This window comes from Pseudomonas sp. LRP2-20 (genome assembly GCF_024349685.1).
GTDB lineage: Bacteria > Pseudomonadota > Gammaproteobacteria > Pseudomonadales > Pseudomonadaceae > Aquipseudomonas.
Genome location: NZ_AP025944.1, coordinates 1,790,946 through 1,803,868, shown reverse-complemented (window position 1 = coordinate 1,803,868; position 12,923 = coordinate 1,790,946). Strand labels below are relative to the sequence as shown.

At 64.4% G+C, this 12,923-nt stretch carries 13 protein-coding genes; all 13 read left to right on the top strand.

What is annotated here, in order from left to right; genetic code table 11:
* The first annotated feature begins 37 nt into the window (after window positions 1-37).
* The gene (gene ccoN, locus OCX61_RS07885; protein ID WP_261943296.1) at window positions 38-1,462 is read left to right on the top strand and encodes a cytochrome-c oxidase, cbb3-type subunit I; all 1,425 of its coding nucleotides are present in this window, start codon (window positions 38-40) and stop codon (window positions 1,460-1,462) included.
* A gap of 13 nt (window positions 1,463-1,475) precedes the next feature.
* Window positions 1,476-2,084, top strand: a complete 609-nt coding sequence (gene ccoO / locus OCX61_RS07880; protein ID WP_054884101.1) for a cytochrome-c oxidase, cbb3-type subunit II — start codon at window positions 1,476-1,478, stop codon at window positions 2,082-2,084.
* A gap of 5 nt (window positions 2,085-2,089) precedes the next feature.
* Window positions 2,090-2,296 carry a cbb3-type cytochrome oxidase subunit 3 gene (locus OCX61_RS07875; RefSeq protein WP_054884102.1) on the top strand — a complete coding sequence of 69 codons (207 nt, stop codon included), beginning with the start codon at window positions 2,090-2,092 and terminating at the stop codon, window positions 2,294-2,296.
* Window positions 2,293-3,234, top strand: coding sequence for a cytochrome-c oxidase, cbb3-type subunit III (gene ccoP, locus OCX61_RS07870; protein WP_261943295.1), 942 nt, complete (start codon window positions 2,293-2,295; stop codon window positions 3,232-3,234). Before OCX61_RS07875 ends, ccoP (OCX61_RS07870) begins: the two co-directional genes overlap by 4 nt.
* Before the next feature lie 648 nt (window positions 3,235-3,882).
* Entirely contained in the window at window positions 3,883-5,325 is a 1,443-nt protein-coding gene (ccoN, locus tag OCX61_RS07865; protein WP_085677877.1) for a cytochrome-c oxidase, cbb3-type subunit I, read from the top strand.
* Window positions 5,325-5,933, top strand: coding sequence for a cytochrome-c oxidase, cbb3-type subunit II (ccoO, locus tag OCX61_RS07860; protein WP_054884105.1), 609 nt, complete (start codon window positions 5,325-5,327; stop codon window positions 5,931-5,933). Before ccoN (OCX61_RS07865) ends, ccoO (OCX61_RS07860) begins: the two co-directional genes overlap by 1 nt.
* A 5-nt stretch (window positions 5,934-5,938) precedes the next feature.
* Window positions 5,939-6,130 (top strand): cbb3-type cytochrome oxidase subunit 3, encoded by a 192-nt coding sequence (locus OCX61_RS07855; RefSeq protein WP_085677876.1) that lies wholly within the window; start codon window positions 5,939-5,941, stop codon window positions 6,128-6,130.
* The gene (ccoP, locus tag OCX61_RS07850; RefSeq protein WP_085677875.1) at window positions 6,127-7,107 is read left to right on the top strand and encodes a cytochrome-c oxidase, cbb3-type subunit III; all 981 of its coding nucleotides are present in this window, start codon (window positions 6,127-6,129) and stop codon (window positions 7,105-7,107) included. The genes OCX61_RS07855 and ccoP (OCX61_RS07850) overlap by 4 nt, the downstream gene beginning before the upstream one ends.
* Before the next feature lie 311 nt (window positions 7,108-7,418).
* Window positions 7,419-8,834 (top strand): cytochrome c oxidase accessory protein CcoG, encoded by a 1,416-nt coding sequence (gene ccoG / locus OCX61_RS07845; RefSeq protein WP_261943294.1) that lies wholly within the window; start codon window positions 7,419-7,421, stop codon window positions 8,832-8,834.
* A 17-nt stretch (window positions 8,835-8,851) separates the two neighbouring features.
* Window positions 8,852-9,382, top strand: coding sequence for a FixH family protein (locus OCX61_RS07840; protein ID WP_261943293.1), 531 nt, complete (start codon window positions 8,852-8,854; stop codon window positions 9,380-9,382).
* 139 nt (window positions 9,383-9,521) lie between these two features.
* Window positions 9,522-12,002, top strand: coding sequence for a heavy metal translocating P-type ATPase (locus OCX61_RS07835; protein ID WP_261943292.1), 2,481 nt, complete (start codon window positions 9,522-9,524; stop codon window positions 12,000-12,002).
* On the top strand, window positions 11,984-12,199 hold the full coding sequence (gene ccoS, locus OCX61_RS07830; RefSeq protein ID WP_261943291.1) for a cbb3-type cytochrome oxidase assembly protein CcoS: 216 nt from the start codon (window positions 11,984-11,986) through the stop codon (window positions 12,197-12,199). Before OCX61_RS07835 ends, ccoS begins: the two co-directional genes overlap by 19 nt.
* The gene (locus tag OCX61_RS07825; protein ID WP_261943290.1) at window positions 12,192-12,875 is read left to right on the top strand and encodes a sulfite exporter TauE/SafE family protein; all 684 of its coding nucleotides are present in this window, start codon (window positions 12,192-12,194) and stop codon (window positions 12,873-12,875) included. The genes ccoS and OCX61_RS07825 overlap by 8 nt, the downstream gene beginning before the upstream one ends.
* The last annotated feature ends 48 nt before the right edge of the window (window positions 12,876-12,923 follow it).

The following is a 12,923-nucleotide window of genomic DNA, read 5'->3' as shown; positions in this document are numbered from 1 at the left end:
TAAAGCCTGCCAAATAACCGTGGATGGGAACCCATACATGAACACAACCAGCAGTACCGCCTATAACTACAAGGTGGTCCGCCAATTCGCCATCATGACGGTGGTGTGGGGAATCGTCGGGATGGGGCTCGGCGTCTTCATCGCCGCCCAGCTCGCCTGGCCTTCCCTCAACTTCGACCTCCCCTGGACCAGCTTCGGCCGCCTGCGACCCCTGCATACCAATGCGGTGATCTTTGCCTTCGGCGGCTGCGCGCTGTTCGCCACCTCCTATTATTCGGTGCAACGCACCTGCCAGACCACCCTGTTCGCACCGGGCCTGGCCGCGTTCACCTTCTGGGGCTGGCAATTGGTGATCCTGCTGGCGGCCATCACCTTGCCGCTGGGCTACACCAGCTCCAAGGAATACGCCGAGCTGGAATGGCCGATCGACATCCTCATCACCATCGTCTGGGTGTGCTACGCCATCGTGTTCTTCGGCACGCTGATGAAGCGCAACACCAAGCACATCTACGTGGGTAACTGGTTCTTCGGCGCCTTCATCCTCACCGTGGCGCTGCTGCACATCGTCAACAACCTGGAGCTGCCGGTCAGCCTGACCAAATCGTACTCGGTCTATGCCGGCGCCACCGACGCCATGGTGCAGTGGTGGTACGGGCACAACGCGGTAGGTTTCTTCCTCACCGCCGGCTTCCTGGGGATGATGTACTACTACGTGCCCAAGCAGGCCGAACGCCCGGTGTATTCCTATCGCCTGTCGATCGTCCACTTCTGGGCGCTGATCACCCTGTACATCTGGGCCGGCCCGCACCACCTGCACTACACCGCCCTGCCGGACTGGGCGCAATCGCTGGGCATGGTGATGTCGCTGATCCTGCTGGCACCGAGCTGGGGCGGCATGATCAACGGCATGATGACCCTGTCTGGTGCCTGGCACAAACTGCGCAGCGACCCGATCCTGCGCTTTTTGGTGGTGTCGCTGGCGTTCTACGGCATGTCCACCTTCGAAGGCCCGATGATGGCCATCAAGACGGTCAACGCCCTCTCCCACTACACCGACTGGACCATCGGCCACGTGCACGCCGGCGCCCTCGGCTGGGTAGCGATGATTTCGATCGGCGCGCTGTACCACACCATCCCGAAAGTGTTCGGCAAGCAGCAGATGCACAGCCTTGGCCTGATCAACGCGCACTTCTGGCTGGCGACCATCGGCACCGTGCTGTACATCGCCTCGATGTGGGTCAACGGCATCGCCCAGGGCCTGATGTGGCGTGCGGTCAACAGCGACGGCACGCTCACCTACTCGTTCGTGGAAACCCTGGTGGCCAGCCACCCAGGCTTCATCGTGCGCTTCGTCGGTGGCGCGATCTTCCTCAGCGGCATGTTCCTGATGGCCTGGAACACCTGGCGCACCGTGCGTTCGCCGGCGCTTGACGCTGCCCCTGCGAACGCCCAGCTGGCTTGAGGAGACCTGCCTGATGAAACATGAAGTCATCGAGAAAAACGTCGGCCTGCTGGCCCTGCTGATGGTGTTTGCCGTGAGCATCGGCGGCCTGACCCAGATCGTTCCGCTGTTCTTCCAGGACGTCACCAACAAGCCGGTCGAAGGCATGAAGCCCTACACCGCGCTGCAACTGGAAGGCCGCGACATCTACATCCGCGAAGGCTGCGTGGGTTGCCACTCGCAGATGATCCGCCCGTTCCGCGCCGAAACCGAGCGCTACGGCCACTACTCGGTCGCGGGCGAAAGCGTCTGGGACCACCCGTTCCTGTGGGGCTCCAAGCGCACCGGCCCGGACCTGGCCCGGGTCGGCGGCCGTTACTCCGACGACTGGCACCGCGCGCACCTGTACAACCCGCGCAACGTGGTACCGGAATCGAAGATGCCGTCCTACCCCTGGCTGGTCGCCGAAAAGGTCGACAACAGCCACACCGACACCAAGATGCGCACCCTGCGCACCCTGGGCGTGCCGTATACCGACGAGGACATCGCCGGCGCCCGTGACGCGGTCAAGGGCAAGACCGAGATGGACGCCCTGGTCGCCTACCTGCAGGTGCTCGGCACCGCCATCAAGAACAAGAGGTAAGTGCCATGGAAATGGACATCGGCATGATCCGCGGCCTGGGCACCCTGGTGGTGATGATCGCCTTCATCGGCCTGTCGCTGTGGGTGTTCAACCGTCGCCGCGACCATGATTTCGCCGAAGCGCGCCTGCTGCCCTTCGTCGACGACCGCCTGCCCCCCGCCGGGCAGGAACCTGCTGCCATGACTGCGGCTGTGAGGAGCAAAGCGCAATGACCACCTTCTGGAGTACCTACATCAGCGTACTGACCCTCGGCAGCCTGATCGGCCTGGCCTGGCTGTTGCTGTCGACCCGCAAGGGCCAGAGCAACAGCACCACCGACCAGACCATGGGGCACAGCTTCGATGGCATCGAGGAGTACGACAACCCGCTGCCAAAATGGTGGTTCTGGCTGTTCGTCGGCACCCTGGTGTTCGGTGCCGGTTATCTGCTGCTGTACCCGGGCCTGGGCAATTGGAAGGGCATCCTGCCCGGCTACGAGAATGGCTGGACCGGTGCCAACGAGTGGCAGAAGGAGATGGAAAAGGCCGACGCCAAATTCGGCCCGATCTTTGCCAAGTACGCCGCCATGCCGGTGGAGGAAGTGGCCAAGGACCCGCAAGCGCTGAAAATGGGCGGCCGCCTGTTCGCCTCCAACTGCTCGGTGTGCCACGGCTCCGACGCCAAGGGTGCCTACGGCTTCCCTAACCTGACCGACCAGGACTGGCGCTGGGGCGGCGAGCCGGAAACCATCAAGGCGTCGATCATGAACGGCCGCCACGGCGTGATGCCGGCGTGGGCCGAAGTGATCGGGGAACAGGGCGTGGCGGATGTTGCAGCCTTCGTGCTGACCAACCTCGATGGCCGCCGCCTGCCGGAAGGGGTCAAGGCCGACCCGGTCAAGGGCAAGGAGATCTTCGCTGGCAACTGCGTGGCCTGCCACGGGCCTGAGGGCAAGGGCACCCCAGCCATGGGCGCGCCGAACCTGACCCATCCGCAGGCGTTTATCTACGGATCGAGCTTTGCCCAGTTGCAACAGACCATTCGCTATGGCCGCCAGGGGCAGATGCCAGCCCAGGCGGATATCCAGGGCAATGACAAGGTGCACCTGCTGGCAGCCTATGTGTACAGCCTGTCGCAGGGAGGAGCCGCTGAAGCGGGGACCGCCCAGTGAGTTCGCCGAGAGAGATTCGGCGCCTGTGAGATCGAGCGCCGCCCGCGCGGCGCATCGCGAGCTTTGCTCGCTCCTACGTTTGTTTCAGGCCAGTTTATCCTGTGGGATTTGCGCGCGGACGCCTTGGCGCATGACTCGATATCGTGTCGTACCAACAAGGCGGTCGCGCGCGCCTGTCACAGGCGTTACTGGCCCGAAACAAACGTAGGAGCGAGCAAAGCTCGCGATGCGCCGCGCGGGCGGCGCTCGATATCCGCCCCACCGCAACACCCTTGCCTTACCCTCCGCCCCACCGCAACACCCTTGCCTTACCCCCTGCTCTTCCCCTCCCTTGCACCCCCTCCGAACAGAACTAAGCTTGTTGCCACAGTGGGCTTCGCTCCCAAAGGACCGAAGCAGACGCGGCGCACAGCCTGATGCCGCCCCCAAAAAAAGCTTGACCGATCGATCAGAAAAAGATGAAAAACGGTACACATTACAAATATTTATTTGTGTACAATCGTCCCGACCCTATCGCCGCGGGACACCGGCGAAAGGGCCCGGACACGGGTCGGCGCAAGGATCCTTGCGTTGCCATAACCCCAGTGGTTATCGATACTGGCGCCGATTTTTCGACCAACAAGAACACCAAAACCGTGGAACCTTAGAATGAGCACAGCAATCAGTCCGACTGCTTATAACTATAAGGTCGTCCGCCAGTTCGCCATCATGACGGTGGTCTGGGGGATCCTTGGCATGGGCCTGGGCGTCTTCATCGCCTCGCAGCTGGTGTGGCCGCAACTGAACCTGGACCTGCCCTGGACCAGCTTCGGCCGCCTGCGCCCCCTGCACACCAACCTGGTCATCTTCGCCTTCGGTGGCTGTGCGCTGTTCGGCACCAGCTACTACGTGGTGCAGCGCACCTGCCAGACCCGGCTGATCTCCGACAGCATGGCCGCCTTCACCTTCTGGGGCTGGCAGGCGGTGATCGTCGGCGCGCTGATCACCCTGCCGATGGGCTTCACCACCACCAAGGAATACGCCGAGCTCGAGTGGCCGCTGGCGATCCTGCTGGCCATCGTCTGGGTCACCTACGGGCTGGTGTTCTTCGGCACCATCGTCAAGCGCAAGACCAAGCACATCTATGTCGGCAACTGGTTCTACGGCGCCTTCATCGTGGTCACCGCGATGCTGCACATCGTCAACCACATCTCGCTGCCGGTAAGCCTGTTCAAGTCGTACTCGGCCTACGCCGGCGCCACCGACGCGATGATCCAGTGGTGGTACGGCCACAACGCGGTGGGCTTCTTCCTCACCACCGGCTTCCTGGGGATGATGTACTACTTCGTGCCCAAGCAGGCCGAGCGGCCGATCTACTCCTATCGCCTGTCGATCGTCCACTTCTGGGCGCTGATCACCCTGTACATCTGGGCCGGCCCGCACCACCTGCACTACACCGCCCTGCCTGACTGGGCGCAGTCGCTGGGCATGGTCATGTCGATCATCCTCCTGGCACCGAGCTGGGGCGGCATGATCAACGGCATGATGACCCTGTCCGGTGCCTGGCACAAACTGCGCACCGACCCGATCCTGCGCTTCCTGGTGGTGTCGCTGGCGTTCTACGGCATGTCCACCTTCGAAGGCCCGATGATGGCCATCAAGACCGTGAACTCGCTGTCGCACTACACCGACTGGACCATCGGCCACGTGCACGCCGGGGCCCTCGGCTGGGTGGCGATGATCTCCATCGGCGCGGTGTACCACATGATCCCGAAACTCTACGGCCGCGAGCAGATGCACAGCGTCGGCCTGATCAACGCGCACTTCTGGCTGGCGACCATCGGCACCGTGCTGTACATCGCCTCGATGTGGGTCAACGGCATCACCCAGGGCCTGATGTGGCGCGCCATCAACGATGACGGCACGCTCACCTATTCCTTCGTCGAAGCCCTGCAGGCCAGCCACCCTGGCTATATCGTCCGCGCCCTGGGCGGTGCGTTCTTCGCCACCGGCATGCTGCTGATGGCCTACAACGTGTTCCGTACCGTACGTGCCGCCAACCCGGCACAGGCCGAGGAAGCCGCCAAGATCGTCGTCGTGGGAGCGCACTGATGAAGCATGAAGCCGTCGAGAAGAACATAGGCCTGCTGGCCTTCTTCATGGTCATCGCCGTGAGCGTCGGTGGCCTGACCCAGATCGTCCCGCTGTTTTTCCAGGACGTCACCAACAAACCGGTCGAAGGCATGAAGCCGCGCACCGCGCTGGAAGTCGAAGGCCGCGACATCTACATCCGCGAAGGCTGCGTGGGTTGCCACTCGCAGATGATCCGCCCGTTCCGCGCCGAAACCGAGCGCTATGGCCACTACTCGGTCGCGGGCGAAAGCGTCTGGGACCACCCGTTCCTGTGGGGCTCCAAGCGCACCGGCCCGGACCTGGCCCGCGTTGGCGGCCGCTACTCCGATGACTGGCACCGCGCGCACCTGTACAACCCGCGCAACGTGGTGCCGGAGTCGAAGATGCCGGCCTACCCGTGGCTGGTCGAGAACAAGCTCGACGGCAAGGACACCGCGAAAAAACTGGAAGTGCTGCGCACCCTTGGCACGCCGTACAGCGACGCCGACATCGCCGGCGCCCGCGACGCGGTCAAGGGCAAGACCGAAATGGACGCACTGGTCGCGTACCTGCAAGGTCTTGGCACCATCATCAAAAGCAAACGGTGACGCTGATGGATATCGGGATGATTCGCGGCCTGGGCACCGTCGTGGTGATGGTGGCCTTCGTGGGCCTGGCGCTGTGGGTGTTCAGCCCGCGGCGCAAGAAGGACTTCGACGAAGCGACCCAACTGCCCTTTGCGGATGATCCCGGGGCCAGCAAGCACGTCGAGCAAGCAAAAGCTTCTGGGAGCAAACAACAATGACAACCTTCTGGAGTCTGTACGTTACCGTCCTGACCCTGGGCACCATCTTCTCGCTGACCTGGCTGCTGCTGTCGACCCGCAAGGGCCAGCGCGAAGAGGTTACCGACGAAACCGTCGGGCATGCCTTCGATGGCATCGAGGAATACGACAACCCGCTGCCGAAGTGGTGGTTCTGGCTGTTCGTCGGCACCATCATCTTCGCCCTCGGCTATCTGGTGCTGTACCCAGGCCTGGGCAACTGGAAAGGCATTCTGCCGGGCTATTCGTACCTGGATAACGACAAGCAGACCGAGTTCTCCAACGGCCAGCCGGGCTGGACCGGCGTGCACGAGTGGGAAAAGGAAATGGCCAAGGCCAACGCACGCTTCGGGCCGATCTTCGCCAAGTTCGCGGCGATGCCGATCGAAGAGGTCGCCAAGGACCCCCAGGCGCTGAAGATGGGCGCACGCCTGTTCGCCTCCAACTGCTCGGTGTGCCACGGCTCCGACGCCAAGGGCGCCTACGGCTTCCCCAACCTGACCGATCAGGACTGGCGTTGGGGCGGCGAGCCGGAAACCATCAAGACCACCATCATGGGCGGCCGCCACGGTGTGATGCCGGCCTGGGGTGAGGTGCTCGGCGAACAGGGCGTGGCCGATGTCGCCGCGTTCGTCACCAGCAAGCTCGATGGCCGCACGCTGCCCGAAGGCGCCAAGGCCGATGCCGAGAACGGCCAGAAGCTGTTCGCCGCCAACTGCGTGGCCTGCCACGGGCCTGAGGGCAAGGGCACCCCGGCCATGGGTGCGCCGAACCTGACCCACCCACAGGCGTTCATCTACGGTTCGAGCTTTGCCCAGCTGCAGCAGACCATTCGCTATGGCCGCCAGGGCCAGATGCCGGCACAGGAACAGCTGCAGGGCAATGACAAGGTGCACTTGCTGGCCGCTTATGTGTACAGCCTGTCGCATCAGCCTGAGGCGGCCCAGCAGGCCGAGTAAGGCAGGCCAGGCCCATTCGCGGGGCAAGCCCGCTCCCACAAGTTCTCCACTTGTCTCGAGACCTGTGCAGTACCTGTGGGAGCGGGCTTGCCCCGCGAAGAGGCCGGCAAAAGCAGCACAAGGTGACCTGGATCAATTGACACCCGCCATAACACGATTCATACCACGAACCCAACGCGACTAAAGGTCGCAGCGCGATCCCTTACCGCCACCAGCGGCGTATCATGGCTCGCAGAGCGCTAGCAGAATGCGCGAGACCGCGGCTGGCACGCACTGGCCGCGGCGTTTCTCCACTGCCGTGGGACTTGATGATGAGCAAGCAAATTCCGGTACATGACGTCACCCCGCCTGCCAACAAAGGGAAGGATTCCGTCGACCTCTACGCCTCTCGCGAGAAAATCTACACCCGCGCCTTCACCGGCATCTTCCGCCGGTTGCGGATGGTCGGCGGGGCGGTGCTGTTCCTGCTCTACTTCGGCACCGTGTGGCTGAACTGGGGCGGTCACCAAGCCGTGTGGTGGAACCTGCCAGAGCGCAAGTTCTACATCTTCGGCGCCACTATCTGGCCCCAGGACTTCATCCTGCTTTCGGGCATTCTGATCGTCGCCGCCTTCGGCCTGTTCTTCATCACCGTGTTCGCCGGCCGCGTTTGGTGCGGCTACACCTGCCCGCAAAGCGTGTGGACATGGATCTTCATGTGGTGCGAAAAAGTCACAGAGGGTGACCGCAACCAGCGCATGAAGCTCGACCGCTCGCCCATGAGCGGCAACAAGTTCCTGCGCAAGTTCGCCAAGCACAGCCTGTGGCTGCTGATCGGCTTCGTCACCGGCATGACCTTCGTCGGCTACTTCTCGCCGATCCGCGAACTGCTCACTGAATTCTTCACAGGCAAGGCCGATGGCTGGGCCTACTTCTGGGTCGGTTTCTTCACCCTGGCCACCTACGGCAACGCCGGCTGGCTGCGCGAGCAGGTGTGCGTATACATGTGCCCCTATGCGCGCTTCCAGAGCGTGATGTTCGACAAGGACACCCTGATCGTTTCCTACGACCCGCGCCGTGGCGAAACCCGTGGCCCGCGCAAGAAGGACATCGACTACAAGGCCAAGGGCCTGGGCGACTGCATCGATTGCACCATGTGCGTGCAGGTCTGCCCCACCGGCATCGACATCCGCGACGGCCTGCAGATCGAGTGCATCGGCTGCGCGGCGTGCATCGACGCCTGCGACAGCATCATGGACAAGATGAACTACCCCAAAGGGCTGATCAGCTACACCACCGAGCACAACCTCTCGGGACAGAAGACCCACATGCTGCGCCCGCGCCTGATCGGCTATGCCGTGGTGCTGCTGGTGATGATCATCGCCCTGGGCACGGCCTTCGCCACCCGTTCACTGGTGGGCTTCGACGTCAGCAAGGACCGCGTGCTGTACCGCGAGAACGCCCAGGGCCGGATCGAGAACGTGTACAGCCTCAAGGTCATGAACAAGGACCAGCGCGACCACGTCTACGTGCTGGACGCCGCCGGCCTGCCCGACCTGCGCCTGGAAGGCCAGCGCGAAATCCGCGTGGCCGCCGGCGATATCGTCAGCCTGCCGGTGCAGTTGTCGATCGCCCCCGAGAAGCTGCCCTCGACCACCAACGAAATCACCTTCATCCTCAAGAGCGCCGACGACAGCGCCGCCAAGGTTGAAGCCAAGAGCCGCTTCATCGGCCCACAGATCCGCTGACAGAGAGAACACTGACAATGCCTGCCGCCACCGCCGCCAGCCCCTGGTACAAGCACCTCTGGCCCTGGATCATCATCGGCATCCTGACCACCTCGGTGTGCCTGAGCCTGACCATGGTCAGCATTGCCGTGCGCAATCCGGACAACCTGGTCAACGACAACTACTACGAGGCTGGTAAAGGCATCAACCGTTCGCTGGACCGTGAGCTGCTGGCCCAGACGCTCAACCTCAAGGCCAGCGTGCACCTGGATGAACTGACCGGCGAAGTGGACGTGCGCCTGAACGGCAACAGCGACCCACAGACCCTGGAACTGAACCTGATCTCGCCAACCCAGCCGGACAAGGACCGCAAGGTACTGCTCAGCCGGGTCGAGGCCGGGCGCTATGTCGGGCAACTGGACGACAAGGTCGACGGGCGACGCTTCGTTGAACTGCTGGGCAGCCAGGATGAGCATGTGTGGCGGTTGTTCGAGGAAGAGAAGGTCGAGCATGGCGTGACCTTGCAACTGGGCGATGAAGCGCTGCAAGGTGCCGAACACCAACAGTAACCCGATCATCATTCTCTGTGGGAGCGAGCTTGCCCGCGAATGTGCCAGACCTGAAAACATCATTGCCTGAACCAGCGCATTCGCGGGCAAGCCCGCTCCCCCAGGGATTTTCAGCTGCCCCACCAGCCGTGCTTGCCTTATGACTGAACCCACTCCCTGCTACCACTGCGCCCTGCCCGTCCCCACCGGCAGCCGCTTCACCGCCGTGGTCCTCGGCGAACCCCGGCAGTTCTGCTGCCCGGGCTGCCAGGCGGTGGCCGAGTCCATCGTCGCTGGTGGCCTGGAGCACTACTACCAGCACCGCAGCGACAGCAGCGCCAACCCCGAGGCACTGCCCAGACAACTGCAAGACGAGCTGGCCTTGTACGATCGCAGCGATGTACAGCAGAACTTCGTGCGCCATGCCGGCGAACTCGCCGAAACCACCCTGCTGGTCGAAGGCATCAGCTGCGCCGCCTGCGGCTGGCTGATCGAAAAGCACCTGCGCAACCTGCCCGGCGTTGCCGAAGCGCGCCTGAACTTGTCCAACCACCGCCTCCTGCTCAGCTGGGACGACCACCAGCTTGCACTGTCCCGGCTGCTCGCCGAGCTGCGCCAGATCGGCTATGCCGCTCACCCGTACCAGCCAGACCAGGCCGCCGAGCAGCTCGCCAGGGACAACCGCAGCGCCCTGCGCCGCCTGGGCGTGGCCGGGCTGCTGTGGTTCCAGGCGATGATGGCAACCATGGCCACCTGGCCGGAATTCAACATCGACCTGTCGCCGGAGCTGCACACCATCCTGCGTTGGGTGGCACTGTTTCTGACCATTCCCATCGTGTTCTACAGCTGCGCACCGTTCTTCAAGGGCGCTGCACGCGACCTGCGCACCCGCCACCTGACCATGGACGTGTCGGTGTCGCTGGCCATCGGCCTGGCCTTCGGCGCTGGTATCTGGACGGCCGTGACTGGCAGCGGCGAGCTGTATTTCGACACCGTCGGCATGTTCGCTCTGTTCCTGCTCACCGGCCGCTACCTCGAGCGCCGCGCCCGCGAACGCACCGCCGCCGCCACCGCGCAACTGGTCAACCTGCTGCCGGCCTCATGCCTGCGACTGGACAGCTACGGCCGTGCCGAACGCATCCTGCTCGGCGAACTGCAGCGCGGCGACACCGTGCAGGTGCTGCCCGGCGCGGTAATCCCGGCCGATGGGCGCATCGTCGAAGGCCGTTCCAGCGTCGACGAATCGCTGCTGACCGGCGAGTACCTGCCACAACCACGACGGGCCGGCGAGCATGTCACCGGCGGCACGCTGAACGTCGAGAGCACCCTGAACGTGGAAGTCGAAGCGCTCGGCCATGACTCGCGCCTGTCGGCCATCGTTCGCCTGCTTGAACGCGCGCAAACAGAAAAGCCACGGCTGGCGGAAATCGCCGACCGCGCCTCGCAGTACTTCCTGCTGTTCTCGCTGCTGGCCGCCGTGGCCATCGGCCTGTGGTGGTGGCACCTGGACCCGGCGCGGGCATTCTGGATCGTCCTGGCCATGCTGGTGGCGACCTGCCCGTGCGCCCTGTCCCTGGCCACCCCGACCGCGCTCACCGCCGCCACGGGCACCCTGCACAAGCTCGGCCTGCTGGTGACCCGCGGCCATGTACTTGAGGGCCTGAACCAGATCGACACGGTGATCTTCGACAAGACCGGTACACTCACCGAAGGCCGCCTGACCCTGCGCAGCATCCGCCCGCTGGCGGCGCTGCCTGCCGACCGCTGCCTGGCCCTTGCCGCCGCCCTCGAAAACCGTTCCGAACACCCGATCGCCCGTGCCTTTGGCCGCTCCGCCAACCCCGCCGACGAAGTCCAGACAATCCCCGGGCTCGGGCTCGAAGGCAAGGTCGACGGCCAGCCACTGCGCATTGGCCAGGCCACGTTCGTCTGTGCCCTGAGTGGCACCGAAATCCCTGCCGTGCCGGAGCCTCGCGGCCAATGGCTGCTGCTGGGCGACCGCCATGGCCCGCTGGCCTGGTTCGGCCTTGACGATCGCCTGCGCGAGGATGCCCCGGCCCTGCTCGCCGCTTGCCAGGCGCGCGGCTGGCGCACCTTGTTGCTGTCTGGCGACAGTTCGCCGATGGTCGCCGAGGTGGCCGCGCAACTGGGCATCGACCAAGCTGTCGGCGGCCTGCGCCCGGACGACAAGCTGGACCGGCTCAAGGCCCTGCAGGCGTCCGGGCACAAGGTCCTGATGCTAGGCGACGGGGTCAACGACGTGCCGGTGCTGGCCGCCGCCGACATCAGCATCGCCATGGGCAGCGCCACCGACCTGGCCAAGACCAGCGCCGATGCGGTGCTGCTGTCCAACCGCCTGCAGGCGCTGGTACAGGCCTTCGACCTGGCCCGTCGCACCCGCCGCAATATCCTCGAGAACTTGCTCTGGGCGACCCTGTATAATGGCCTCATGTTGCCATTTGCCGCGCTTGGCTGGATCACCCCTGTATGGGCGGCTATCGGCATGTCGGTCAGTTCGCTGATCGTGGTGCTCAATGCCCTGCGCCTGACACGCCCGAAGCACCTGCCGACTGCAGCAGGCTTGCCCACCAACGGCGCAGCCGCTTACCAAAGGAAGTCGCCATGCCCGCGCTCTATGTGATGATTCCGGCCGCCCTGCTGCTGGTTGGCGTGGCCGTCTATATCTTCTTCTGGGCGGTGGACAGCGGCCAGTACGATGACCTCGAAAGCCCCGCCCACAGCATCCTGTTCGATGACCAGGACCCGCGCCACCAGGCGGCCGTCAAACCCGAGGAAACCGCAGCAGCAGACGACAAGGAAGCGCCACCCCGTGCCTGACCTGCTTCCCCTGCTCGGCTCGGCACTGGTCCTCGGCCTGCTTGGCGGCGGCCATTGCCTGGGCATGTGCGGCGGCCTGATGGGCGCGCTGACCCTGGCCATCCCTCCCGAGCAACGCGGCCGGCGCCTGCGCCTGCTGATGGCCTACAACCTGGGGCGCATTCTCAGCTATGCCTGCGCCGGCCTGCTGCTGGGCCTGGCCGGCTGGGCGCTGGCCAACAGCCCGGCGGCCATGGCCTTGCGTGTGGTGGCCGCGTTGCTGCTGATTGCCATGGGCCTGTACCTGGCCGGCTGGTGGAGCGGACTGACCCGCGTCGAAGCTCTGGGCCGGGGGCTTTGGCGGCATATCCAGCCGGTTGCCTCGCGCCTGATGCCGGTGTCCAGCATGCCCCGCGCACTGCTGCTGGGGGCATTGTGGGGCTGGCTGCCTTGCGGCTTGGTGTACAGCACCCTGCTGTGGGCGGCCAGCCAGGGCAACGCGGGCTACAGCGCAGCGTTGATGCTGGCGTTCGGGCTGGGTACCTGGCCGATTTTGCTGGCCACTGGCCTGGCGGCGGAGCGGGTAAACGCCTTGTTGAGGCGGCGCAGTGTACGCATGGCCGGTGGTGTACTGGTGATCCTGTTTGGTATCTGGACCTTGCCTGGCCCTCACCAGCACTGGCTGATGGGCCACTGATGGGGGGCCGCGTTGCGGCCCATTCGCGGGCAAGCCCGCTCCCACAGC